The sequence below is a fragment of the Shewanella sp. LC6 genome (genome assembly GCF_006385735.2).
In the GTDB taxonomy this organism is placed as follows: Bacteria; Pseudomonadota; Gammaproteobacteria; order Enterobacterales; family Shewanellaceae; genus Shewanella; species Shewanella xiamenensis.
This window is the reverse complement of sequence record NZ_CP043902.1, coordinates 3,206,680-3,232,573: the sequence shown is the minus strand read 5'-3', so window position 1 is coordinate 3,232,573 and position 25,894 is coordinate 3,206,680. Positions and strand designations below refer to the sequence as shown.

26 protein-coding genes are annotated in these 25,894 nt (G+C 47.5%); 18 read left to right on the top strand and 8 right to left on the bottom strand.

The features are described 5' to 3' along the window. Nucleotides 1-102 precede the first annotated feature (102 nt). Nucleotides 103-498 (bottom strand): VOC family protein, encoded by a 396-nt coding sequence (locus FJD32_RS14595; protein ID WP_088585787.1) that lies wholly within the window; start codon nt 496-498, stop codon nt 103-105. 161 nt (nt 499-659) lie between these two features. Between FJD32_RS14595 and FJD32_RS14590 the strand changes: the two genes are divergently transcribed. From FJD32_RS14590 to FJD32_RS14575, 4 genes are all read left to right on the top strand, one after another. Continuing rightward, the gene (locus tag FJD32_RS14590) at nt 660-1,265 is read left to right on the top strand and encodes a DUF502 domain-containing protein (protein ID WP_011717603.1); all 606 of its coding nucleotides are present in this window, start codon (nt 660-662) and stop codon (nt 1,263-1,265) included. A 79-nt stretch (nt 1,266-1,344) separates the two neighbouring features. Then, nucleotides 1,345-1,491, top strand: a complete 147-nt coding sequence (locus tag FJD32_RS14585) for a hypothetical protein (protein ID WP_169546608.1) — start codon at nt 1,345-1,347, stop codon at nt 1,489-1,491. 411 nt (nt 1,492-1,902) lie between these two features. Then, nucleotides 1,903-3,879, top strand: a complete 1,977-nt coding sequence (locus tag FJD32_RS14580; protein WP_088585786.1) for a BCCT family transporter — start codon at nt 1,903-1,905, stop codon at nt 3,877-3,879. A gap of 87 nt (nt 3,880-3,966) precedes the next feature. After that, nucleotides 3,967-4,329, top strand: coding sequence for a YajD family HNH nuclease (locus FJD32_RS14575; protein ID WP_011717601.1), 363 nt, complete (start codon nt 3,967-3,969; stop codon nt 4,327-4,329). Between the two features lie 25 nt (nt 4,330-4,354). Here FJD32_RS14575 and FJD32_RS14570 read toward each other — a convergent pair whose 3' ends face one another. Further along, nucleotides 4,355-4,588 (bottom strand): DUF1289 domain-containing protein, encoded by a 234-nt coding sequence (locus FJD32_RS14570; protein ID WP_047538543.1) that lies wholly within the window; start codon nt 4,586-4,588, stop codon nt 4,355-4,357. 311 nt (nt 4,589-4,899) lie between these two features. Here FJD32_RS14570 and FJD32_RS14565 point away from each other — a divergent pair, with 311 nt between their 5' ends. The 13 genes from FJD32_RS14565 (at nt 4,900) to FJD32_RS14505 (ending at nt 19,267) form a co-directional block, all read left to right on the top strand. Further along, entirely contained in the window at nt 4,900-6,264 is a 1,365-nt protein-coding gene (locus FJD32_RS14565) for a methyltransferase (protein ID WP_088585785.1), read from the top strand. 254 nt (nt 6,265-6,518) lie between these two features. Continuing rightward, nucleotides 6,519-7,568 carry a 3-oxoacyl-ACP synthase III gene (locus tag FJD32_RS14560; RefSeq protein WP_011717598.1) on the top strand — a complete coding sequence of 350 codons (1,050 nt, stop codon included), beginning with the start codon at nt 6,519-6,521 and terminating at the stop codon, nt 7,566-7,568. 170 nt (nt 7,569-7,738) lie between these two features. After that, a complete protein-coding gene (locus FJD32_RS14555) occupies nt 7,739-8,701 on the top strand; it encodes an alpha/beta fold hydrolase (RefSeq protein ID WP_088585784.1) in 963 nt (320 codons plus the stop codon). Continuing rightward, on the top strand, nt 8,701-10,527 hold the full coding sequence (oleC, locus tag FJD32_RS14550) for an olefin beta-lactone synthetase (RefSeq protein WP_088585783.1): 1,827 nt from the start codon (nt 8,701-8,703) through the stop codon (nt 10,525-10,527). The genes FJD32_RS14555 and oleC overlap by 1 nt, the downstream gene beginning before the upstream one ends. Before the next feature lie 140 nt (nt 10,528-10,667). Then, nucleotides 10,668-11,843 carry a 2-alkyl-3-oxoalkanoate reductase gene (oleD, locus tag FJD32_RS14545; RefSeq protein ID WP_088585782.1) on the top strand — a complete coding sequence of 392 codons (1,176 nt, stop codon included), beginning with the start codon at nt 10,668-10,670 and terminating at the stop codon, nt 11,841-11,843. 60 nt (nt 11,844-11,903) lie between these two features. Beyond that, a complete protein-coding gene (locus tag FJD32_RS14540; protein ID WP_088585781.1) occupies nt 11,904-12,143 on the top strand; it encodes a DUF3624 domain-containing protein in 240 nt (79 codons plus the stop codon). Between the two features lie 467 nt (nt 12,144-12,610). Next, on the top strand, nt 12,611-13,588 hold the full coding sequence (locus FJD32_RS14535; protein WP_037427880.1) for a TerC family protein: 978 nt from the start codon (nt 12,611-12,613) through the stop codon (nt 13,586-13,588). 443 nt (nt 13,589-14,031) lie between these two features. Continuing rightward, on the top strand, nt 14,032-14,337 hold the full coding sequence (locus tag FJD32_RS14530) for a hypothetical protein (protein ID WP_055646780.1): 306 nt from the start codon (nt 14,032-14,034) through the stop codon (nt 14,335-14,337). 271 nt (nt 14,338-14,608) lie between these two features. Beyond that, entirely contained in the window at nt 14,609-16,330 is a 1,722-nt protein-coding gene (locus FJD32_RS14525) for a phospho-sugar mutase (RefSeq protein ID WP_069455425.1), read from the top strand. Between the two features lie 153 nt (nt 16,331-16,483). Further along, entirely contained in the window at nt 16,484-16,867 is a 384-nt protein-coding gene (locus FJD32_RS14520; RefSeq protein ID WP_037417091.1) for a VOC family protein, read from the top strand. A gap of 172 nt (nt 16,868-17,039) precedes the next feature. Beyond that, complete coding sequence (locus FJD32_RS14515) at nt 17,040-17,489, top strand: GyrI-like domain-containing protein (RefSeq protein ID WP_069454658.1); 450 nt, start codon at nt 17,040-17,042, stop codon at nt 17,487-17,489. A 109-nt stretch (nt 17,490-17,598) separates the two neighbouring features. Then, the gene (locus FJD32_RS14510; RefSeq protein ID WP_069454659.1) at nt 17,599-18,276 is read left to right on the top strand and encodes a YafY family protein; all 678 of its coding nucleotides are present in this window, start codon (nt 17,599-17,601) and stop codon (nt 18,274-18,276) included. A 391-nt stretch (nt 18,277-18,667) separates the two neighbouring features. Then, on the top strand, nt 18,668-19,267 hold the full coding sequence (locus FJD32_RS14505) for a hypothetical protein (protein ID WP_226871887.1): 600 nt from the start codon (nt 18,668-18,670) through the stop codon (nt 19,265-19,267). On the opposite strand, the gene FJD32_RS14500 is transcribed toward FJD32_RS14505, so the two are convergent. Continuing rightward, nucleotides 19,246-20,454 carry an IS4-like element IS10A family transposase gene (locus FJD32_RS14500; RefSeq protein WP_088585542.1) on the bottom strand — a complete coding sequence of 403 codons (1,209 nt, stop codon included), beginning with the start codon at nt 20,452-20,454 and terminating at the stop codon, nt 19,246-19,248. The two genes, FJD32_RS14505 and FJD32_RS14500, sit on opposite strands and share 22 nt — an antisense overlap. A gap of 968 nt (nt 20,455-21,422) precedes the next feature. On the opposite strand from FJD32_RS14500, the gene FJD32_RS14495 reads away from it, so the two are divergent. After that, a complete protein-coding gene (locus tag FJD32_RS14495; protein WP_037417103.1) occupies nt 21,423-21,758 on the top strand; it encodes a hypothetical protein in 336 nt (111 codons plus the stop codon). Nucleotides 21,759-21,959: 201 nt separating this feature from the next. Here FJD32_RS14495 and FJD32_RS14490 read toward each other — a convergent pair whose 3' ends face one another. The 5 genes from FJD32_RS14490 to FJD32_RS14470 form a co-directional block, all read right to left on the bottom strand. Beyond that, entirely contained in the window at nt 21,960-22,613 is a 654-nt protein-coding gene (locus FJD32_RS14490; protein WP_069454660.1) for a Vat family streptogramin A O-acetyltransferase, read from the bottom strand. A gap of 77 nt (nt 22,614-22,690) precedes the next feature. Beyond that, nucleotides 22,691-23,584, bottom strand: a complete 894-nt coding sequence (locus tag FJD32_RS14485; protein WP_088585780.1) for a methylated-DNA--[protein]-cysteine S-methyltransferase — start codon at nt 23,582-23,584, stop codon at nt 22,691-22,693. A gap of 13 nt (nt 23,585-23,597) precedes the next feature. Continuing rightward, a complete protein-coding gene (locus FJD32_RS14480) occupies nt 23,598-24,365 on the bottom strand; it encodes an SDR family oxidoreductase (RefSeq protein WP_037427895.1) in 768 nt (255 codons plus the stop codon). 142 nt (nt 24,366-24,507) lie between these two features. After that, nucleotides 24,508-24,882 (bottom strand): hypothetical protein, encoded by a 375-nt coding sequence (locus FJD32_RS14475; protein WP_088585779.1) that lies wholly within the window; start codon nt 24,880-24,882, stop codon nt 24,508-24,510. A 62-nt stretch (nt 24,883-24,944) separates the two neighbouring features. Next, entirely contained in the window at nt 24,945-25,409 is a 465-nt protein-coding gene (locus FJD32_RS14470) for a hypothetical protein (protein ID WP_088585778.1), read from the bottom strand. Nucleotides 25,410-25,894: the final 485 nt, after the last annotated feature.

The following is a 25,894-nucleotide window of genomic DNA, read 5'->3' as shown; positions in this document are numbered from 1 at the left end:
GGCTAGCTGTTACTGATTATTATCGTTGCAAAACAATAATCTATAGTATCCGCATTCTGAAATAAGGTTATTTGTGCCGATTAAAAATGATTGGATTAGGCGCTACTGCGTGCAGGCCGGCAGATATTCGGATAGTTCTAATAAATTCAAATCGGGGTCGCGGATATAGACGGAGTTGATGCGGCCTGTGGCGCCGGTGCGCAGAACTGGGCCTTCAATAATCTCAACTTCAAGGCTGTTTAAGTGGTTGATCACTTCTTCGATATTGTGGCTGACCACAAAGCAAAGATCGGCGCTGCCGGGCGTAGCAAGGTTTGCCTTCGGTTCAAATTCGGCGCCTGCTTGGTGAAGATTGATTTTTTGATCGCCAAAGCTTAATGCGATACGGCCCTGACCAAATACGGACTTTTTCATCCCTAACACGCGTTGATAAAAGGCGACGCTGGCCTCGATATCTTTCACAGTTAACACTAAATGGTCTAGGCGGGTCACGCGCATATTCTTTCCCTCGATGCCGTAGCGGTTTGTTATTAGTTTTCTCTGCGCCTTACCTTACATCAAGTGCTGGTGCAAAAGTGACTCTGTGGTAGCATTTAACGCGCTTTTTAGCGTAAATAATTTATGCCTTTTTTTATCCCATTGGATTTGATGAGATTGTAATGAAGAAAACCTTAGCCCGTGGCTTGATGAACCTGCTGCCGATGGCTTTAAGCCTGTGGTTGTTTTGGTCATTGTTTGTATCGTTAGATGGTTTAGGGATTTTTATTTTAGAGTTGGTAGGGATTAACCAACATTTTGTCGGTGCGGGCTTTATCTTAGTCGTGGCCATAGTGTTTGCGGTGGGCCTGTTGTTTTCGGTGAGTCCCATTGTGTGGCTCTATGGCTGGATTGAACGTCAGCTGATGCGTTTTCCGCTGTTTAAATCTGTCTATGGCAGTATCCGTGATATCGCTTCCTTAATGAACCGTGAGGGTAAACCCAATACTCAGCAAACCGTGTTGGTTAAACAGGCCAATGGCGGGTTTGTGGTGGGCTTTATTATGACGGATACACCGCCGCAGCCGTTGCTCGATGCGCTGCCTGAGGGAGATTGGGTGCCTGTGTTATTTCAACTCAGTTACCAAATGGCGGGGGTGACTAGCCTCGTCAAACGTGAAGATTTGATTTTAGTCGACTGGTCTTTTGAAGAGGCGATGCGCTTTAATTTAACGGCGGGTATCTCACAAACGCCGGGCGCGGCAACGGTAAAAACTAAAGCTGAATAGAGCTGTTTTGGTTTTTTACGTCAAATAAGTGCATTTTTGTGATACAATCTGGTGGCGACTTAATAGGTCGCCATTTTTTATGCTGATTCAGCAGCTGCTGTTTAGCATTATCTTTGTCTCTATTGAGTCAGTTTTCGACAGCATGTGGTCTCTGTTCGAAGGCACTCCAGTAGAGCTTAAGCAAGGCCGAGTCGATATTTGCTACTGGTTAACCGTTAGCTGCTAATCGCGCTTTGTATTCCTCATCCTCGATATCACCGATATCGAACCGCTTATATGCATTATGTCGCCATAGAGGTTGAACCCTGCGATTCGGTCGCATGGTGTTGATGCTCGCTGTCTTTGAGAGGGCGGCTGGTTCTAAAAGGGCATTAGCAGCGGTTTAGCTGTTTATCGAGTCAACAGTTTGCCGACTTTACTATTAAGCAAAAGCGTCGAGCAAACGGGGAAGTGGGGAAACGTTTTCAATATGAGTATGACATCACAAGGTATTGTTGACCGCGAGCCCTTGTCATGGATTATTTATGCCTATTTCATCCTGACCACATACTGCTGAGGCTAGGGTTACCTATTATTGCGCTATCTCTTCAACATCGAAGGGATGTTAATAGGGAACTGGCTAGAACAAGGGAGTTTTATGTCTATCAAGTCGAGTATTAATCCACCGGTTTTTTATTCGTCGGTCTTTTTTATCACATTAATGGTGATGATCTGCGCCATTTGGCCGACCGAGGCCAATCACTTTTTCAAATCCATGCAGTCGTGGATAGAGGCGAAAGCGGGCTGGTTGTATATCCTTGGTGTAGCGATTTTTCTGATTTTTATCATCTTTGTTATGGTCAGTCGCTTTGGCGATATTAAGCTAGGCCCCGATCATGCCGTGCCCGACTATAGCTATAAGAGCTGGATTGCCATGCTGTTTTCGGCGGGGATGGGGATTGGGCTGATGTTCTTCGGCGTTGCCGAGCCTGTGATGCATTATCTCGCGCCGCCCGATGCAACGCCTGAGAGTTTGGCAGCTGCCAAAGAGGCCATGAAGATCACTTTCTTCCACTGGGGCATACATGCTTGGGCCATATATGGCGTAGTTGCCCTGAGTTTGGCTTATTTTGCTTATCGGCATAAGTTGCCCTTGTTACCTCGCAGCGCACTCTATCCCTTAATCGGTGAGCGCATTCATGGCCCGATTGGCCACTGCGTCGATACCTTTGCGGTATTAGGGACTATGTTCGGGGTGGCGACTTCCCTCGGGTTTGGGGTGTTGCAGGTTAACTCGGGCCTAAGCTATTTATTCGAGCAACTGCCTAATAACACCACGGTGCAAGTGTCGCTGATTATTGGCATTACCTTACTCGCTACTCTGTCGGTTTTTTCAGGGCTCGATAAAGGGGTGAAGCGCTTAAGTGAGCTTAACTTAGGCTTGGCCCTTATTCTGCTGCTGATTGTGTTAATTCTTGGCCCAACGGTAATGTTGCTACAGGCCTTTGTGCAAAATACCGGTAGTTATCTCAGTGATATCGTTAATAAAACCTTTAATCTGTATGCCTATCAGCATAAGGAAGACTGGCTTGGCGGTTGGACGCTACTCTACTGGGGCTGGTGGATTTCGTGGTCACCTTTTGTCGGCACCTTCATTGCGCGGGTGAGTCGCGGCCGTACCATACGTGAGTTTTTAGTCGGCATTTTATTTGTGCCTTCGGCGCTGACCTTTTTGTGGATGACGGTATTTGGTAACTCGGCCATCGACGCCATTATGAATCAAGGCGCGACCTACCTAAGCGAAGCGGTGAATACCAATGTGCCCGTGGCGCTGTTTGTGTTTTTTGAACATATGCCGTACCCGCACCTGTTATCGGGCATTGGGATTTGTTTAGTGGTGACCTTTTTTGTGACTTCATCTGACTCGGGATCCTTAGTAATCGACAACCTAACTTCGGGGGGCGATAACAATGCACCCGTTTGGCAACGGGTGTTCTGGGCATTACTCCAGGGTGTGGTGGCCTCAGTGCTGCTGCTTGCGGGTGGCTTACAGGCACTCCAAACCGCTGCCATTGCGAGTGCGATGCCATTTTTATGCGTGATGCTGCTGATGTGTTTAGGGCTGTATAAGGCGCTGAAGGACGATTGGCTTAAGATCAACAGCGTGCAGCTCCATACCACCAGTGTGCAATATGCTAAGACCAATATCAGCTGGGAGGAGCGTATCGAAGTCTTAGTGTCGCATCCCACCGAAGATGAGGCGCGTGTCTTCCTCAATAATGTCGCGACACCAGCGTTATCTAAGGTGTGTCAGCAATTTATGAGTAAGGGCTTAACGGCGGATCTTGAGTATCTCGACGGCAAAGTGCGATTGGTGATCAGCAACGAAGCCTATCAACCCTTCGTTTACGGTGTGCGGATGCGCTGCTTTGAAATCGTTAATCCGGTCGGTGAAGAGTTAGAGCAGGGCAACAATTGGTATTATCGCGCCGAAGTGTACTTAGAGCAGGGCGGCCAGCACTATGATGTGATGGGCTATACCGAAGAGCAGCTATTGGCGGATGTGGTCACCCAATACGAGAAATACCTGCACTATTTGCACTTGTCCAATGCTGACCAAGGACATGTCGCCTAAACGCTTTGCGTGTTAGAAATATTGCCCCAAGGAATAACTCGGATTATCCTTGGGGCACTTTTTAGGAGTCATCAGTTAGGTGTGAGCATGTCAGCAAATCCAGGCCAGAGTAAGTTAGATCAAGTCTTAGCCCAAGAGCGGGAATACCGTGCAAAGCGTGAGGGCGGTTACCGCGAGCAAGCGCTCAAATTGTATCCTTGGATCTGTGGCCGCTGCACCCGTGAATTTACCTCAAAAAATTTAAGCGAGTTGACGGTTCACCATAGAGATCACAACCACGATAACAACCCATCCGACGGCTCGAATTGGGAATTATTGTGCCTCTATTGCCACGATAACGAACATTCACGCTTCGAAGAACTGATCCGCTACGGCAGTACCACAGAAACCAAGCAAGCGGCGGCGACCTATAATCCCTTTGCCGATTTAAAAGCGATGATGAAAAAGTAGCGATAAAAGTAAAAAGCCTGAAATGTCAGGCTTTTTTCGCAAGTCGTGCCTCGGCTTCCAGCCATTTAGCGCGGCTTAGCACCTGTTGATTTTCGTCGCCTTCGAAATGGGCTTTGCGGGCAGGGAGCTGCGCAATAATCGCAGTGTGTTCAGCATCGCTGGCATTGCGCCAAGCGACAATCTCATCGATATGGCGAAAACAGCCCATGCAATAATCTTCATCATTTAAGCCGCAGCGAGCGACGCAGGGGGAGAGCATACTTTTCCTCTAAAACTCTTCTCTTTAACTGGCTTTTTTGTGTATACACACACATGGATTGCCAACTGGTATAGCAAGTTGGCCAAAACTGCGGCGATACTAGCAGCTTTAGGCGCCATTTGGGCAGCGAAATTAAGTCAAATGTGCCTTGATATTCGTAAAGGCTTAATGACGGCATAGTTTTCAAACTGACGGCAAAGTTTTCAAAATAGTTTTCAAACTGGTTTTAAAAACAGTGCTGTTGTGAAGGCTTGACGGCTAAGGCCAATAAGAGAGTCAAATGGAACACATCAGAGTAAAGCAAATTCAGCATGGCAATTAAGCGCGATAATCATAAGCAGGCAAGGGCCGAGCGTCAGGACAGGCTCAAGGCGCACTTTATCCAGTTGAATAAGCTACTTGAGCAGAGCCGCGCCCTATGGCAAGTGCGTGCCTTTGAGGCAAAAGCACTGCCTTGGGCGGCGCAATTCCCAAGACTAGCAACCACCCTTTGGGCGCTTGATGATGCCGTGCTCGATACCTTGGATGCCGAGCAATCGGCGTTAGTCGATGCCTTATCTCCCGCACTTAAGCAGGATCTTGCCGCGTTAGGCTTAGACTGGGATCTGTCTTTACTCACATTGTCCTTTGCCGAACTTTTGCTGGGCTCGGATATTGACTCCGATATAGGCTTTGATATTGGCTCTGACGATATTGAAACTGCTACTTCACCTAACATTGAAGTTGCCGAATTGGCTCACTTTAGCGCCCATATTAAAGGCCGTAAGTGGGAGCAAATTACCGCCTTTGTGCAGCATTTGCCCGATGCGGGATTACCCGTGCTGGAGTGGTGTGCGGGCAAAGGCCATTTAGGCCGCTTAATAGCCAAAGCACGTGGTGTGGATGTGTTAAGCCTCGAGTGGCAGGCGATGCTCTGTGAAGAGGGCCAAGCCTTTGCCGATAAATGGCAATTATCACAGCGCTTTATCTGTGCCGATGCCTTCGCTATCGAAGATAATGCTTGCGAAAATACCGCTCATCAAACTAATCCTTTTCGCGCCAAGCAACAGGCGGTGGCGCTGCATGCCTGTGGCGATTTGCATGTGCGTTTACTGCAATTGGCCGCAGCGGCGGGCACCCAGGCTCTGGCGATTTCACCTTGCTGCTATCATTTAATTCAAGCTAATCAATATCAAGGCTTATCGACACTCGCCAAACACAGCGCGCTGCGTTTAAGTCGTCATGACTTGCAATTGCCCTTGCAGCAGAGTGTGATCGCCAATCCGAAACAACAGGCGCTGCGGCATCAGGAAATCGCCTGGCGGCTCGGTTTTGATGCGTTGCAGCGAAGCTATCGTGGCATAGATGCTTATTTACCTTTACCCGCAATAAAGCAAAGTCAGCTGAGTAGTGAGTTTGCCGAGTTTTGCCATTGGGCGGCGGCGCAAAAGGCGGTTACCTTAGATGCAGATTGTGATTTTGACGCTTGGCTCGAGATAGGAAAGCAGCGACAAAGGTTAACCCGACGCATCGATTTGGCGGCGCATTTATTCCGCCGTGCGCTGGAGCTGTGGTTAATTCTCGATCGTTGCTGCTTTTTGCTGGAAAGTGGCTATCGGGTGACTCTGAGGGAATTTTGTGCAAACAGTGTGACACCCAGAAATGCGCTGATTTTGGCGCAAAAATTGAGCGAGTAAAAAACAATCTACTATTTAATGTTATACCTGACTGTTTTTTATAAAGTATTTCTTTATTAGTTCATTTTGAATTAACGGATTGGCGGCATGATCGTCACAAGGGTTTATAAACCCTGTGAGACAAGTCTAAGGCGAAAGATGGTTTTTTATTGAATCATCGGGCTTTTCTTGTTCAAATGTCGCCTTAATGACACATAACAACTAAAAACTGACCTAAAAGATCAGTGATCCTAGTGAGCGAATAAAACAGTTTCATGAAATATTCCCGCGTATTTATTAATAGCCTTGCCTATGAACTGGCACCTGTGGTGGTTTCCAGTAGTGAGCTAGAATCTCGCCTCGCGCCTCTATATCAAAAATTTCGCATTCCCATGGGGCAACTTGCGGCCTTAACGGGTATTACCGAACGCCGTTGGTGGCCTAAAGGGCATCAATTATCTGATGGAGCGATTAAAGCGGCGCACAAGGCGATAGCAGAAACGGGAATAGAAGTCGCCGAACTGGGCGCTGTGGTGTACACCGGCGTTTGCCGTGACCAGCACGAACCCGCCACCGCCTGTCGGATTGCGGCGGCCTTAGGGGTGTCGAAGGACACGGCGATTTACGATATCAGCAATGCCTGTCTTGGGGTGTTGTCGGGCATTTTAGACATTGCCAACCGTATCGAGCTTGGTCAAATTAAGGCGGGCATGGTGGTGTCTTGTGAATCGGCGCGGGATATTGTCGATGTGACCATTGATAATATGTTGGCCGATCCGACCATGCAGAATTTTGCCCAGTCGCTGGCGACCTTAACTGGCGGCTCTGGCGCGGTGGCGGTGATCCTGACCGATGGCAGTTTGCCGCTGACGAATGTGCGTAAGCATCAGTTACTTGGCGCCTCCCATTTATCTGCGCCGCAGCACCATCAACTGTGTCAGTGGGGTTTGCAGGAAGTAGGTCACAATATTTACCGTGAGTTTATGCGTACCGATGCGGTGACCTTACTCAAAGAAGGGGTCGAGCTGGCAAAGCACACGTGGGAGCATTTCCTCGCTCAGCGGAATTGGTTGGTCGAGCAGGTCGACAAAGTAATCTGTCATCAGGTCGGCGCTTCAAACCGTAAACAGGTCTTGAGTGCATTAAATATTCCACCTGAAAAAGAATTTCCAACATATCAACTGCTTGGCAATATGGGCACAGTCTCTTTACCCGTCACAGCGGCCATGGCACACGATCAAGGCTTTTTACGCCCAGGGGATCAGGTGAGCTTTTTAGGTATCGGCAGTGGTTTGAACTGCATGATGCTGGGCATTAAGTGGTAGTTTTTCAAGGATTGTTATTTGCCTTAGCCGACGCTTGAGAGCAAGGTTTGCTAGGGCATTTTTATGCTTATTGGTTTAGCGATGGGCATTAGCACTGAGCATAGGTAAAGGCGAATTTACCTGCACAGGCTACCAATACAAAATAATTAAAACAAAAGATAGGAAGCGTCATGTTAGACACTCTGTTGCCGTTTAAACGTCATTTTCTTAGCCGTAATGGCAACAAGCTGCATTACATCAATGAAGGCCAAGGTGAGCCTGTGGTCATGGTGCACGGTAATCCAAGTTGGAGTTTTTATTACCGTAATCTCGTGAGTGCCCTTAAGGATACTCACCAGTGTATCGTGCCCGACCATATTGGTTGTGGCCTGTCGGATAAGCCGGATGACAGCGGTTACGATTACACCTTAAAGAATCGCATTGACGATTTAGAGGCGCTGCTCGATAGCCTAAAGGTAAACGAAAACATTACCTTAGTCGTCCACGATTGGGGCGGTATGATCGGCATGGGCTATGCTGCGCGTTACCCTGAACGAATTAAACGTCTGGTGATTTTAAATACCGGCGCCTTCCATTTACCCGAAACTAAACCCTTACCGCTGGCGCTGTGGATCTGCCGTAATACACTGCTTGGCACCGTATTAGTGCGTGGTTTTAATGCGTTTTCATCGATAGCCTCCTATGTTGGGGTAAAGCGTCAGCCGATGTCAAAGTACATCCGAGAGGCCTATGTCGCGCCGTTTAACTCATGGGCAAATCGGATTTCGACCTTGCGTTTTGTGCAGGATATTCCGCTAAAACTGGGTGACAGAAACTATCAGCTAGTGTCGGATATTGCCGCCAGTCTGCCAAAGTTTGCCAAGGTACCGACACTGATTTGCTGGGGTTTACAGGACTTTGTGTTCGATAAGCACTTTTTAGCCAAATGGCGCGAACATATGCCCCATGCACAGGTGCATGAATTTGCCGATTGTGGTCACTATATCCTCGAAGATGCGAGCGATGAGGTGATTACCCATATCAAACACTTTATGGCTGAGGCGCAAACGCCAGCGGCAGAAGTGCAGCACGTTGAAATGGTGCCGGTCACAGAGCCTGAGGAAGAGACTCAAGCGCCACAGGCCGCACATTAATGGCTAGAGTGGAGGATGCGCAGCTCGGCCATGGGACATCTACCGCCGAGCAAGCAAGCGATGCCAATATCTGTCGGCATTTAAAGCAAGCCGCCCATCACATTCCCCATCATCTTGCGGTTGCGGTGCAACAGGGCAAGGGTAAATCCCTTGCCAATCTGACTTACCAAGAACTCGATTTTATTAGCCTCGATAAACAAAGCGATGCCATCGCCTTCGCGCTCAATGCCCATGGGTTGACACGGGGGATGAAGGCGGTGCTGATGGTCACCCCGAGTCTGGATTTTTTTGCGTTAACGTTTGCGCTGTTTAAGGCGGGGATTATCCCCGTGCTGGTTGACCCGGGTATGGGAATTAAAAACCTTAAGCAATGTTTTATTGAAGCCGCGCCCGATGCCTTTATCGGAATCCCTAAAGCTCATATCGCCAGACGCTTATTAGGCTGGGGTAAGGGCAGTGTGCAGCATCTTATCAATGTGGATGGCAATCCCAGCGGGCTTGCTGGCACACTATCGCGCTTACTTACGGGCGCGCCAAGTCTAGCGTCGATACTCTTATCAACAGCTAAGTCGTCTACAGCTAAGTCATCTGTGGCTAAATTGTCGGAACAGGGCGAGTACCCGATGGCGCTGCTTAGGCATGACGAGATGGCGGCGATTCTCTTTACCAGTGGCAGCACGGGGACGCCAAAGGGCGTTGTCTATAGCCATGGCATGTTTGAGGCGCAAATTCAGGCGCTAAAACAGGATTATGGCATTGCACATGGCGAGCGTGATTTAGCGACATTTCCGCTATTCTCCCTCTTTGGTCCGGCGCTCGGTATGGCATCGATTGTGCCTGAGATGGATGCCAGTAAACCGATTACGGCCAATCCTGAATTTTTATTTGCCGCCATTGAGAAATACCAATGCAGCAATATCTTTGTTAATCCAGCCTTGCTTGAACGTTTAGGCCGCGCCGGTGAGCAAACCGAGTCGAAAAAGCAGCACAAACTCAGCAGTGTGAAACGCGTAATTTCCGCTGGCGCGCCCGCGACTATTGCCTCGATTGCACGCTTTAGCAAAATGCTCAGTGACGGCGTGCCTGTACTCAATTCCTACGGCGCTACCGAATCCTTACCCATCAGCATGATCGCCAGCGATGAGCTATTGACCACGACTCAAAACACGGACAATGGCGGTGGGATTTGTGTCGGTCGCGCCATCGATGGTGTCAGCATCGAGATTATCGCCATCACTGAGGATAACATCCCTGAGTGGGATAATGGCCTGCGTCTTAACGCGGGGGAAATTGGCGAAATAGTGGTAACAGGCCCTATGGTGAGCCAGTCCTATTATCGCCGCGAAACGGCAACGACGGCGGCTAAAATCTGGGACCGCGAGCAGCAAACCTTTAGGCACAGAATGGGCGACCTTGGCTATTTAGATGACAGCGGCCGCTTGTGGATGTGTGGCCGCAAAGCCCATAGAGTCGATGCCACCCAAGGTGGGCAGTTTGTTAAACGGTACTATTCGATTCCGAGTGAGCGTATTTTTAATACCCATCCGAATGTGAAGCGCTCGGCGTTAGTGGGGATCAAAGTGAAGGGGCAAGGCGGCGCGAGTGAGATTGAACCACTCATCTGCATCGAGCTTGACCAATCTTTGGTCTGCAATAAGAGCGCGCAGCTCTATCAAGAGCTGATGGCGATTGCCGAGCAGTATAGCCACACTCAGGGGATTAGACGTTTTCTCATTCATCCCGATTTCCCCGTGGATGTGCGCCACAATGCCAAAATATTTAGAGAAAAATTAGCCGTTTGGGCGCAATCGCAAACCAAAGGCTGATGTTCATTTAAGGGACTTTTAACCTTACTCGTCTAGATTTTCTGTTGCTTTTTAGTGGCATGGGAATGAAATATTATTCCATTGCATATAAGCGCTGAACTTAATACTGTAAACGACACTGTGTGTCTCGGAATAGCAAGATGACCGATAATTGTTCCATTTCTCTCGCCCCTACGGACTTAGAATGTACGCCGTCGCAACCAACAGGCCTAAACCAAGTGGGCGGTGACCAAGCATGTAGCAAACTAAGTCTCGATAAGCGTGAGCAAGCCGCGCTTTATGCCTTGGCGGCTAAGGTCAACCATGCCTTTGTGACTGGCGCGGGCGGATTTTTGGGTAAGGCCATTTGCCTACGTTTGGTTGCGGCTGGGATTAAGGTGACAGGGTTTGCCCGTGGCCATTACCCTGAGCTTGAAGCCCTTGGCGTGACTATGGTACAGGGGGATTTAGCCAATCCTGAGCAAGTCAAACAGGCGATGCTGGGCTGCGATATCGTGTTCCATGTGGCCTCAAAAGCGGGGGTATGGGGCGACAGGGACAGCTATTTTTGCCCCAATGTGAAGGGCGCAGCTAATGTGATTGCCGCTTGTAAAACGCTTAAAATCAGCAAATTAGTTTATACCAGCACCCCTAGCGTGACCTTTGCGGGCGAGGATGAAGCGGGTATTGATGAATCGACGCCCTACGCCAGCCGTTTTTTAAATTTTTATGCTCACTCCAAGGCGATTGCCGAGAAGATGATGCTCGATGCTAATCAAATCTCTTCAACTGCATCGGCGTATGCGTTAAAGACCGTTGCCCTGCGGCCGCATTTGATTTGGGGGCCCAATGATCCGCATCTGGTGCCTCGGGTGCTCGCCCGCGGTCGTTTAGGTAAACTTAAGCTGGTGGGGCGCGAGGATAAACTGGTCGATACCATTTATATCGATAACGCCGCTTATGCCCACATTCTGGCGGCCGTTGAGCTTTGCCAAGTCTCGCCTAAGTGCCAAGGGAAAGCCTATTTTGTCAGTAACGACGAGCCTGTGACTATGGCCAAGATGCTGAACCTCATCCTAGCCTGTGATGGGTTGCCGCCTGTGACCGCGCGCGTGCCACAGACCCTAGCTTATGTGGTGGGCGCTGTGTTAGAAACGGCGTATCGACTGCTGAATAAGCAAGAAGAGCCGATCATGACGCGCTTTGTCGCTAAACAGCTTTCCTGTAGCCATTATTTCGATATCAGCGCGGCAAAACAGGACTTTGGCTATCATGCCTTAGTGTCGATAGAAGAGGGAATGAAGCGCCTCAAGGCATCGCTCAAGTGCGGTATTTAGCACAGGACAAACTTGGTGATATCTTATGCCGTTACGGTAAGCTAATGGATTAAAACGTTAATGGCGTGCGACGATTGTAATACTTCGATTTTTCGGCAAAAGATTGGCCGCTGCAAACGCTGCATGTGGCAATTGACGTTGCTGTCGCTTATCGGTTGGCCGTTGTGGTGGTATCTCTACAGTGACACTCCACGTGAGGTCAACTCCATCGCCTTACTGTTTTTCTGCTCAGCTTTTACTGGCCTGTTGTTACTGCATCTTGTGGTATTAGTCACGCGTCGTCTGCTCGGTCGCGAATAGTTTTTTCGCTTCCCATCGAATCTCCTTTTTATCCTTTGTGGTGAGCGATCACACACGCCATTTACGCTATTACAAGCAGCCATTCTTGCCCGCGGATTTTTCATTTTCGCTTAATGCTCAAGTGGTACACAGTGCGCTGAAACAGCTCGCTTTTTATCGTCTTAGCGAAAAATACTGTCGATTGGTGCTGAGGCGTGATGAGTGATGAGCTCACGCGATTATTTTACTCCGTGATCCCGTGAGTGTTAGGGCTAGGCTTAAATCTGAACTGAGTACCATAAATACTCTGATGATAAGGGTTCGTGTAACGAGTTTTTTTGGCTGATAAGTATGGATTTAAACAAATTTTAATCTGACATTTTAAGGTTTTTACCCTGTTTCACTGTTTTTGGTATCGCCAAGTACTAAGATCGAATGTGGCGATGGAGCCGAGAAAACTCGGTATTTTTTAGGTTTTAGGGAGTGTTATGGAGTTTTTAACCACGCTATTTGTGGGTTACCCAATATGGGTTTGGTTAATGTTTTTTGGCTTTGTGTTGGCATTGTTAGCCTTCGACTTAGGTGTGCTACACAAAGAGCAGCACGAAATTACCGTGGCAGAGAGCCTTAAATTATCGGCCTTTTATATTTGTATGGGTCTGTTGTTCGGCGCCTGGTTATGGTGGTACAAGGGCTCGACTGCGGGGATGGAATACCTCACGGGTTACCTTATTGAAAAGTCCTTATCTATGGATAACGTCTTCGTTATCGCGCTTATTTTCAGTAGCTTAGGCATTCCCCGTTTGTATCAACACCGAGTGTTATTCTGGGGGATCATGGGCGTTATCGTGCTGCGTGCCATTATGATTGGCTTAGGCGCGGCGCTGGTAGCGCAATACCAAGGCGTGTTGGTGTTATTCGGCCTGTTCTTGATTTTCACCGGTATTAAGATGCTCTTTTCCGATGATGAGCATGGTGATATCCAAGATAATAAGTTTTACAAATGGTTGCGCTCTAAAATGCGTTTTACGCCAAGCCTTCATCAAGAGAAGTTTTGGGTAAGGGGAGAGGATCATCAACTCAGCAAAGGCTGGTGGGCAACGCCTCTGTTTTTGGCGTTGATCTTAGTCGAAACCGCGGATCTGGTGTTTGCGGTGGACAGTATTCCGGCGATTTTTGCGATTACCCAAGATCCCTTTATCGTCTATACCTCTAATATCTTTGCGATTTTAGGTCTGCGGGCATTGTATTTCGCCCTCGCGGCCATGGTGCATCGTTTCGAGTACCTCAAATATGCGCTATCGGTGGTATTGGTGTTTATCGGTGTAAAAGTCGGACTGGTGTACTTTAATCATGAAGGCATTGTGGACTTTAAAATCCCAACGGCCTTATCCCTTGGTGTCACCTTCGGCCTCTTGCTGGCGGGGGTATTATTCTCCCTGTGGAAGACGCGCGAGCAGAAGTAAGCTAATGTTTTTCTACCTAAAACTGGCGCCATAGTGCGCCAGTTTTTTATTCGGTCATCTCAAAGATAGGTTGTGATTGCCTGGGTTATTGACCGATGAAATAACTTCTATTTGCGGTTTTTAGGTTTGGTAAAAGTGTGCAAACTGTTCTATTTTTCGTATAGACAGTCGTTTGGCTCGGGCTTTCTTTCTACTTGGGTAATCGTTCGCCTTACAGCGCACTGAGCCAAATATAGATAGTCTGTTTTCATCAATTTTGCACTAATAACAATAAATTATTAGCACCATCAAATTTGTGGCTTAGCTCTTTATCTGCCGGAATGGGACGACAGTTTGGCTCATTCTGAGATGTTGGCCATTACGCCACGCCATCATTACAAATAATCGAACAGATGACCGCGAACCAGGCCGTTAATGCCGAGGATCGTACGAGGAGAAAGATCATGTCTATGGTGAGTGCGAAGGAATTTGCTCATTGGCTAAAGAAACGCTTCGAGGGTGTTGAAAAGGGCGTGAGTTTAACTCGAGAAGATATCAATCAGCTGACCGGACGCCAAAATTTTTCATTGGTGTTTGTCCATGATATTCACTACGAGTTGATGCGTTTTGGCATCGCCTTTGTGACAGACACGGGGCGCGATACATATTATCTTGTGCGGGTTTTCGATAAACCTTGGCGAAATCAATTGGAGCAGGACTCTGAAAAGGAGCTGTTCTCTAACGTAGTGTCGATTAATTTACTGCGTTAAGACGTCAATTCGTGGCATTTATCAGTGCAATTTTGCTTGAGGTGGTGAGTGCTTTCGAAGCACCTCGGCGCGCTGCTGCGCAAGCACGACAGCCCCTGTTACATGAGGATTAACAGGGTTAATAAATCGCGTCTTTACGTGACTTAACTTCTCCTAATTTCGTTACACACTCTCTCTTTACACTTAAATCCGCCGCGAAAAGTGCAAATTTGCTTGTTCTTCGGCATGGATTTTCCTAAGGTAATTGAAAATGATTTTCACTGAGGCTCCTATGAATACTCATCTGCAATTACAGGTTAAGCATTGGCTCGAAAATGATCCCGATCCCCGCACTCAGGCACAACTGCAAGCCTTAATCGACACAGGCAATGACGCCGAACTCGAGGCACGTTTTGCGGGACGGTTAGAGTTTGGTACCGCCGGATTACGCGGTGTGGTGGGCGCAGGTCCTATGGGCATGAATCGCTTGGTTATCCGCCAAACATCTGCTGGGCTTGGTGCCTATTTGCTCGAACAAATTAAAGATGCCGCCGAGCGCGGGGTTGTGATTGGTTACGATGGCCGCCACGATTCACGCACTTTCGCCCATGATACCGCCAGTGTACTCACCGCGATGGGGATTAAAGTGCGTCTCACCGCCAAAGTGGCGCCAACGCCGCTGGTGGCCTTTGGGGTTAAGCATTTTAATGCCGCTGCGGGCATTGTGGTGACCGCCAGCCATAACCCACCACAATACAATGGCTACAAAGTGTATTGGGAAAACGGCGCGCAGATTATCCCGCCCCATGACTCAGGTATCGCCGCTAAGATTGAGCAGGCTGCAACCCAAGCAATTCCGTTTATGGATCAGGCTGATGCCATCAAGCACGGTAAATTGATTTGGCTTAATGACGATTATTACGAAACCTATCGCCGCGGCGTGATGCACGCCAAGGTGCTGCAAAATCACACTGCGCCCGAAAAAGTCAGCCTTGCCTATACCGCTATGCATGGTGTGGGCGCTGAAATGGCTGAAACTGTGCTTAAGGATGCGGGTTTTACCCAAGTCTACTCGGTGGCGGCGCAGCGCGAGCCCGATGGGGATTTCCCAACGGTTAATTTCCCGAATCCGGAAGAAAAGGGCGCGATGGACTTAGTCATCGCCGAAGCGAAAAAGCATGCCGCCATGCTTGCTTGCGCCAATGATCCCGATGCTGACAGATTTGCGGTTGCAGTACGTAAGGATGATGGAGAGTATCAAATGCTAACAGGCGACCAAGTGGGCGTGCTCTTTGGTCATTATCTGTTAAGCCATGCCGCGAAAGACCAACGTCTAGTGGGCACGACTATTGTGTCCTCCAGTCTATTATCTAAAATCGCCAAAGGCTTTGGCGTTGAAAGTTATACCACGCTCACCGGTTTTAAATGGCTGATGAATGTGGGGATTGCGCAGAGTCAGCCTGACAATCAATTCCTGTTTGCCTACGAAGAGGCACTGGGTTACACCGTCGGTAGCATGGTGTGGGATAAGGACGGCCTGTCGGCCTTAGTCGCCTTCGCCCAATTAACCGCCGAGCTTGCCGCCAAAGGGCAAACCATTTGGGATAGACTCGAGCAGATTTACCGCGAGCAGGGTTTCCATCTCAATGCCCAAGTTAGCATTGCCTTAAAACCCGACACGCCTAATATCGGCGCCTATCTGCGTGAACATCCGCCGTTGGCAATTGGTGAGCATGCCGTGGTGTCGACTGATGATCTCAAGGCGTTAGAGCGCCGTTTTGCCGATGGCAAGGTCGAGAAAATCAATCTGCCCGCCAGTGATGTATTAACTTACCGCTTAGCCAATGGCGCGCGGGTGATAGTACGGCCGTCGGGCACTGAGCCTAAAATCAAGTGCTATTACGAGGTGGTTGAACCTATGACGGCGCAAGACACCTTGGTCAGCGCCCAAGCACGGGCAACTCAGGCGATGGAGGCGTTTATTTCAGCCCATCAGGCGAGCCTACCTAAATAAGCGCTTTTAGCGCACTCAATAAAATCAGCTTCACTCAAAGGCTACTGACATGATGTTGTCAGTAGCCTTGTTTTATTCTTGTTGTCGTCCGCTGGTGATTTACTCTTATAACATGATGAATCATTGGCATTTTTCAACAAGGAGAAAGTGAAAATGTTATCAATTGCACCGTTAGTCTGGGGTGAAATTCCTGTCAGTGATATGGATCGTGCCATCGCTTTTTATCAACAACATTTCGGGGTTGAATTTAAGCGTGACGATATGGAAGACATGCAATACGCCACGATTGAAACAGAGGATGAAGGCGCACCAAGCATTGGCCTCGTTAAATGCAGCATGAGCAAACCGTCGATGGACGGTAGCACTGTATACTTGCATTTCAGCGCTCAATTGCAACCTTTAGTGGATAAACTCGTGGCCGCTAATGTGACTATGCTATTGCCTGTGACACCTATCAAGGATGGTGGTTGTGGCTATATCGCCCTGTTTGTGGATAGCGAAGGCAATAAGGTCGGCCTTTGGTCGCAAAATCAGTAATGAATATCCTAATGAGTCGTGCCTTGGCACGGCTCTTTGTACTGACTTTTTACGCAGCTCCTTAATTCAAGTGGATACAGTCAGTTTTGGGGATAAAGCGCGACGAGCAATAACGTCTAGCGATAGCCTTAAACAAGCAACAGCAAATTTCAGTGATGAAGGTGAAAGGATAATGGAACAGGTTTTTATGGCGGCTCAACCTATGCTTGGGCTGAGTACGCGCACCAATAATAACGCCGAAATGGCGGCTGAGGGCGGCAAGATTGCAGCGCTATGGCAGGCTTTTTTTGAATCTTCACAGCTGACATCTATGCTCGATTCTCCCATGTATGGGGTTTACTACGACTATGAATCCGATATGACGGGAGACTATTCGGTTTTAGTGGGTAAAAGCGTTGAGTCTGTCAGCGAGACCGGCCCATTTACTGCGTTGCAGCTGCGAGAAGGAAACTACCTTAAGTTCAGTGCGCAAGGGGAAATGCCCCACTGTGTGGTGGGACTTTGGGGACAGATTTGGCGCTACTTTACCGAGCCTGATTGCTCGCACCAGCGCTGCTACCAAACGGACTTTGAAGTCTATCTAAGTGCTGATAAAGTCGAGATTTATATTGGGATTGTATAGTTTTAAACGATAAAGCAGGCAGATGCACTATCGCTTGGGCGGCTAAGCTTTAGCGGTTAAGATCCCTAAACTTTCGCAGCGAAGCCAATTTGAGGTGTGATTACTGTCCATGCGCCGTGCCGACCGCCTATTTCAAATAGTGCAAATTCTTAAACATCGACGACTGACGACCGCCCAAGAGCTGGCGGATCGTTTAGAAGTCTCGACTCGCACGGTTTACCGCGATGTGCAGGATTTGTGTTTGAGCGGCATTCCCATTGAAGGGGAGGCGGGCGTGGGTTATCTATTGCGCCACGAAGTGAATGTGCCGCCACTGATGTTTAACGAGGCCGAATTAGAGGCGATTCAAGTCGGCATGCGCATGGTGCAAACATGGGGCGGCAAAGAGCTTGGCAGTGCGGCGCGTCAGGCGATGATAAAAGTGGAAGCCGTGCTACCTAAGCGTTTGCAAGCCTATCAATCCTTGATGTTCTCGCCGGATTTTTATCTAGATTCCAACGAGTTTCAGTTTCTCGATCCGCTGCGTAATGCGGCCCAGCGCCGTGAATACGTCAAACTATTCTATCAAGATGTGAATAAAACCCTGACAGAGCGCGAAGTGCGGCCGCTCGCCATCTATTTTTGGCGCGGCACTTGGACCTTGCTGACCTGGTGCGAATTACGCCAAGATTTTCGCAACTTTCGGGTCGATCGAATCACAGGATTGTTAAGGCTTAACCGCCATTTTGAACCGACGCCGGGACAGGAATTAGAGGATTATATTTGTCTGATGGAAAGCCAGTCTTAACATTTGCGGTGATGGTGGTGTTGATAGAAAGCGATGGAATACCTCATTGAGTGAGGAAAGCATTGTTTATATCGTTAACCATTCAAAGGAACTATGGTTCTAACCCAATGGTTTTAGTCAATGTTGACTAACTCAACGCTTTGATTGGTAAGGTTATTATAGATTTTTAATTTATGTTTAATGGCGTAAAAGCCATCTCAGCAGATCCAGCGTTTAGCATATATGTACAATGTGGTATTTGGATATTTTACCCTGCACGGCTTATAAGGGCATGTTTGCTTGGTTTGACTCACAAAACGCATAAATGTTGTGCTGTACATACCTACGAGATCTATCCTTTCTGCTAAAATTTAGCGGGAAGGATAGCTTTGATATAGCGTAATGAGCATTTATGATGACATTTCAGCGTTTTAGTCTGTTCACTTTGCTGTTTTCTATTGGAATATGGACATATATACCAAACTCATATGCTGTTGATACTTTTATTATTAATCCTCCAGAATCAAATAATGACCATAGATACCAATATACTTATGATCTGTTGACATTAATTATTGAAGCAACAAACAATGATTTTGGTGTTGGAACAATACAGATTTCTGATGTTGTCATGAGTCGTAACCGTATTTTTAGAGGATTATTAGAAGGTAAAACAGTCAACGTTATTGCTGAAGCATCCAATTCTCAGTGGGATGAACAGTTAATTCCAATAAAAATACCAATCCGGAAAGGTATTCAGGGTTTTAGAGTATTTATTATCAAGAAACAAAATTTACCCATTATGGCCAATATAAATACATTGGCGCAGTTAATGGCGTTAGATACCGGTTCTGGTAGCCAATGGTCAAGTAAAGCGGCCATGCAAAATGCTGGATTTAACGTTATTGAAAGTATTCAATATGATAATTTGTTTAATATGTTATCTATGGGGAGATTTATTACTTTCGGACGTGGTACTGAAGGATCCCCTCATAAATCAGCCATAGCATAGCCATATTTGAGCAACTGATTGGCGAATAATACCCAGGCCGCCAGCAATTCTTTCTCCGTGATTTGATAATCAGGCCGCCTGAGTACCTCCAATCCCAAGCGAATCGTTGAGAGTACCGTTCGATGCCCAATGGTATTGGCCTGAAAATGCTTATCCCAGCCCTGTTGCTGTGCGTGTAAACCAACTAGCCACAACAGGCATTGAACCATCAACGCTATCAGTAGGATGATGTCGAATCGCTCTGGACTGTTGGTACGACTTTGGCGTAAGCCAAAGCCGTATGCCGGGCTTTTGAGGTCACGAAAGGTTTCCTCTATTTGCATACGTTTGGCGTACAGGTTTACCAGCTGCTTTGGGCTCCGAGATTCTGGTGGTAAATTGCTGGCTAACACCCAAGGCTCTTTCGCCGATGTTGAGTACGTTTTTGCCGATGGATGGTGGCAATTAGTCCTCGTTGAACGCTGATTTGTACGCCCCTTAGGTTTGCTACGATAAAGCGTGAGATGGCAATTGATAGGGTTAGTTTTGGTCAAGGTCTTACAACCCAGGCTCTTCGCTTGACCGTTGGCCAAGTCATGTGTACTGCGAACTGCACGCCAATTTTCAGCGCCAATATCTGCAAATTGAACTGTACCGCGAATACGGCTTAGCCAAAACCAACCATGCGCCTCAACCTCTTTGTACCAAGGCACTTTGAACCCCGCGTCAGTCACGATGAGAGGGGTAACATGCAAAGGTAAAATCTTGGCTAAGTCCGCTAAAAAACCGTTGTGGGAGGCCTTAGAGCATTGTTCTGATAGGGGATAGGACTTCTCATACAGGGTAATAGAGCGGCCGTTGAAGGCTATTGAGGCGCGCAGAGCCATGATGCGTTTATGCTCTCGGATGTCTGACCAATCGACGAGCACAATCGGCATAGGGTTACCAGAACAGATGAGGCTGGCATGCCATTGGTAGACAGCTAACCGTTCTTGATGCAGATGCGTGTTGCCGAGCAAACGATCAATGCGCTTGATGTTGTGCTTGGTTCGGGCCGTGGTTGGTAAATTTCGACCTAACTCAGTCAAGGTCAGTGTCTTACATTCAATCAGCGCCTTAGAGGCCAGCATCAAGCTGTTTAATCGTTTTAGGTGAAGTTCTGGGCAGTATTGGTGTAAAGAATGTAGTAGGATATTGGCTTCGCGCATCTTGTTGTCCAAGTGTAGTTTTTGGCGAAACCATTTGATCATGCAACAAGATGCGCTTCCACCCTAATTTGATGATTTATTTGTAAATCATCAGGGGATTCTTCAGGACGTGGTATTAATGAGGCTTTTCAAGAGGTTGAACAGTTTAAGCGACAGTATCCCGATCTCGTTGTTGATGATAATATTTTACTGCATATACCACTTGCAACTTATTATTATGTTGCACCAAATCAGCCGCGTTTAGCCACAAGAATACAAGAGGGACTTAAACGAATAATTGCTAATGGAAAGTTTGATGAATTATTTTATCGGCGGCATTGCGAATTTTTGTTAAAAAGTAATATTAATCATAGACGAGTTTTTAAAATTAATAACCCACTCACTACTGAAGCAGAAATGACATCAATTGTTGGTAAGGACTTTTTGCTCGAACCAAGTAGTGATTTTTCGGCGCTATGTGAGAAGTACCATTAATCCCATATTTAATGGGAATATTAAGTTTTTATTGTCAAAAAAGTTAAATGGTTGTTAGCTGAACTGTGTGTGCTATTGATGGTTTACTTTCTTTAAAGAGGATTGGATTCTGTAACCAGATTAATACTGTTAACTGTATAGTAGATAAAAATTTTTCTTTAACCTCATTGCTAGCTATTGCTGTTTTGTTGGAGCATCATTATGCTAATTTCTGTTGTATTTTCACTGATTTGCACTATGAAGTAGTTGCTAGAGGAAATGATACGTAAGGTGTCGAGACAGTTGTTGAGCTCCTCGACGCTGCATTTGCAGTGATGTGTCGGTGAGCAACCAATCGATCCTCTTAAATAGCAGTGAATTAGGTCGTGTCTGTTGGGATATCGATAGCGATATTTAGGGGGGAATCGTTGTTACTACAATCATTGGCAATCGCTAATGAAGATGGTTAAACAGTAATCGTAAGTCGTATTAATGAAAAACGCTGCGGAGGCGCTATGTTGAAAATTAGTTCTAGCTTATTGATGTGTTTGGTGTTGTTTGCTTGTAGTTCTATGCCGAAAGATTGGTCTGGAATGTCCGCCGATGAAATATCTGCTTGGAAGTCGGCAGGTTTTAGTTCTGAAGTTGCTCAAAAGTGGCATCTTAGTGGATTTGATGCAGCGCAAGCGTCTGACTGGAACAAGGCTGGATTTAATCTAAAGGATGCGATGGCGTGGGGAGCACAGAAATTTGCCCCAGAAGAAGCTAAAAATTGGCGCGATTCAGGCTTTGACTTAGACGATGCTATTGAGAGTCGTAATAAAGGTTTGACCCCAATTAAACGTAATTAACCGTCTAATCTTACTGCAAATGGACGCATCATTTTGCGTCCATTTTTTAGCCCAATATCCTAATCAGGATGATTAATGATTACTTGTTTATCATTGGGTTTACGGGAGTTAAGCACTAGCTATACTGCCAACAGTCATTCCTTTGATATTGACAAAGGTTTCACCTTTTCACTTGGAACTCGTTTTGTGGGTGTCGCTTGCTTAATCTGCCAGCTGCAACTTAGTGAGTTCTGCGCCAGCGATAGCACTTAAGTGCTGAGTGATTTTCTCAATCGGCCAATCCCACCACGCAATAGCAACGAGCTTATCTATCACAGTTTGCTCGAATCTTAGCTTAATAATGGTGGCAGGATTACCACCCACAACAGCATAGGGCGGTACATCTTTTGTGACGACAGATTGGCTCGCGATAATCGCGCCATGGCCAATCTTCACCCCAGGCATGATTGTGGTGTTATAACCAATCCAAACATCGTGACCGACACAGGTATCGCCCTTAAAAGGAAAGTCTTCTGGCTTAGGTGTTGCCTTCTCCCAGCCATTACCGAAGATATAAAAGGGATAAGTGGAAAAGCCAGACACTGAATGATTGGCGCCATTCATGATGAACTTAACGTCCCTTGCAATGGCACAAAATTTACCAATAATCAGTTTATCGCCAATAAAGTCAAAGTGATAAAGCACGTTAGACTCGAAGCGCTCAGGCCCTGCCGGGTCGTCATAATAGGTGTAATCGCCGACGATAATGTTGTCGCGGCTAATGAAGTTCTTCAGAAAACCCACCTGAGGAAATCCTTTTAAGGGGGATTTGTCATTCGGGTTAGGTCCCTGTTGGGATGGGGAATGCGTCGGCATGTTTGCCTCCCTTATTATTTAATAGCTAAGAATTCAGTTAAGAGCATGAAAGCCTGTCAAACCTCTGTTTAATGGTTTTACTCACAATAGGCCGCTTCCCTTGCCAATATGGCATGTTTACGGGTTTCACCCCAGCGATAGCCGCCAAGTTCACCACTTTGACGTAGCACTCGATGGCAGGGGATAAGTAATGCCACCGGATTAGCGCCAATCGCCGTACCGACCGCGCGTGAGGCCTTAGGCTTACCAATGGCCTTGGCAATATCACCGTAGGAGGCGACTTCTCCCTTAGGTAAATTCAGTAGGGCGCGCCACACATTAAGCTGAAAATTGGTGCCTTTTACCCAGAGTGAGAGCGGGGAAGGCTCACCTTGGTGAATAGCCTGAGTGCTGGATGCTATTGAACTAAGCTTTTTGGCACTCGTGTCAGCAAAGTACTGGCTAAAGAGGTGATCAATTAAGCTTGCTGTTTGCGCTGTGTCTTCATAAATGGTGGCCTGACTCCAGCTCTGCTTTAAACGTTCTAATGGCAATTGAATTTGCAGCATATCGACAAAATCAAACTGGCAAATGCCCCGGGCCGTTTGGGCGATAAAGGCCAACCCGAAGGGCGTAGGATGATAGCCATAGGCAATGCTGATCCCTAAACCCTGCTGGCGATATTCAAAGGGGGTGACCGCCTCGAGTTGCACAAAATGATCGTATAAACGCGAGCCACTGCTCAGGCCTAACTCATAACTGGCACTCAAGGTCGAGTGGGACGGCTGCCGCAATAACTGTTTTGCCCGTTCTAGGGTTAAGGCCTGCAAGTAACGTTTGGGAGTGATCCCCGCCCAGCGACTAAAGAGCCGCTGGAAATGGAATTCACTTAAATGGACGTGCGCCGCAATCTCTGCCAGTGAGGGTTGATGACCCACATGCTGACGAATAAAGTCAATGGCACGTGCAATTCGCTCGTAATCTTGGGTCATCGTTATCCATTCCCTAGGTTTTACAGATGGACACACCACCATCGACCAATAAGGCGATCCCTGTGGTAAAACTGGCCGCATCGGAGGCTAGATATAGCGCCGATTGGGCGATTTCCGCGGGATCTGCGAGGCGCTTGAGGGCATGGAGGTTCTTCACAAAGGCCATGGCCTCTGGGGTATTGGCAAACTCCCGTCCCATTGGCGTATCTGTGCCGCCTGGCAAGAGCGCATTGACCCTAATCCCGCGCGCGCCGTACTCAACGGCCAAGGCTTGGGTTAAGCCAATCATCCCCGCTTTACTTGCCGCATAGGCCGCCGTTTGCGGAAAACCTATGGTATAGCCAACAAAGGAAGATGTAAAAATAATCGACCCTGCGCCACGTTTAAGCATTTGTGGTAATTGATATTTTGCCGCTAAAAATGCACTGGTAAGGTTGGTTGTTAGGGTGTTTTCCCATTCGGCTCGGCTAAGTGCATCCGAATCCACACCTAATTCGCCATTAATGCCAGCATTGTTAAAGGCGATATCCAATCCACCATACTGCTCAACGGCAAGTGCCACTAAATCACTGGCATACACTTCGTCGGTTACATCGCCCGCCAGATAAACCGCTTCACCGCCTTGGGTGATTATCTCATCCACCAATGAGGCCAATATGGCGCCGCGGCGCGCGCCCAGCACCAGTTTTGCGCCTTCACGGGCAAAGCGTTTTGCGGTGGCATAGCCAATCCCCGAACTTGCCCCAGTAATGATTGCGACCTTTCCCTGTAACACTGCCATAGATATGTCTCCATTGATTGCCTCGGCCAATATGCGCCGATAGAGACATAGTGAAGGGTTAAGGCATACTACTCGACCCGAATCTTGCGCTTTTACACTTGGTTGCTAAAGTCGTGAAAGTTGGGTGGATTGTCACTGAGTTTTAGGCGATGCCAGCAGCATAAATCAGCAGCAAAGACAGCGGGACGGAAACAACACCGATTAAGCGGAATTGATTTTTAAACGCTTGGGCTGACCATCGGGCAAATTTGCGATGCTGACTTGGCGGCGTGCATGCCAAGCCGATTCCCACACAGAGTAAGACAATGCCTATCGCCAAAAAGATCTGTGGAAATCGGGTATCGGCGTAATATTGGATAAAAATCATACCCGCAATAATTCGGCTGACGACTTCAACAATATGGAAGTAGGGCTGCTCGCTAAATGCAATGATACCGTTAGCGAACGCCGCAGGCCTGATGACCATCACAAGGCTGAATAACAGCATTAATAGGCCAAAAGCCGCAATAAAATACATCGTCATTCCTTGTATTGGTTCTTATCTATTTGTCATGGGAAGCGTGAGTGGCTGTGTTTGTTCTACTTTAACTTGAGTCGTAATTGTTCTATCTGCCTATCGATAGACGCAACCTGTGTATCTGCTTGCTGCGCCACTGCCGACATTTCTTGCGCTAAGCTTTGCTCCCAAGTCGCTCCGGCAAGATTGTTATTGGCGTAACTTCTATCGTTTCTCAGTTCAACAATACGTTTATCCCTTTGGTCGATAATGAGTTTACGGTCGTTTTCTAGTTTAGTGATTTCACGGCTAATGCGTTGTTTATCAATAAAATCGCTAATTTCTTGTTTTTTATCCGAGTGAGTAACAGCGTTTGCATGGGCAATGTCAGGGCCTTTAACCACGCTACCGACGCCGCTAAGATCCACGGGTTGGCTATTTTCATCACAGGGATCGGCCTGATATTTTCCATCGGCACATTGGTATACGGCGGCATTGGCCGAAAAAGGCAGGGTAAGTGTAACTAGCAATAATGATTTTCTGTCCATAGAACACCCCATTGTTGATTTGGTTAGATTACTCTGTCGTGGTGTAAAAACCAACAGAGAGGTGGCGGGGCTTCATCATGCACCCGAATTCCGCTAAGCCGTTGGTATGGCAGCTGGTCTGTTACTTACAATTAGGACATTTTAACAATGAGAGTCTTGTTTAACTGTTGTTGAATCTGTCTTCGTTAAATTATTTAAAAGCAAAGTCAAAGTCGTGGGGCTTCACCCCACACCCGACCAAGAGGGGATCAACAGCAATTCCCTCTTGCCTCTTTTTAACAAGAGTCCTTGCCGTCCCAACGGAGTTGAAAACCCCTTGTGCTCATTGTCAAATTTGCTATCGCTTCCGAAGGATGGGCTTTACATCCATGTAAAGCGCCCAGTTCGGCAGTCCCTACCTCTCGCTCATAAGCGCGAAAATCACCGATTTTCATTCGCCCCTGCACCTGCGAAAGCTAGCTCGGCATCTGATAGGCAGGATGCCT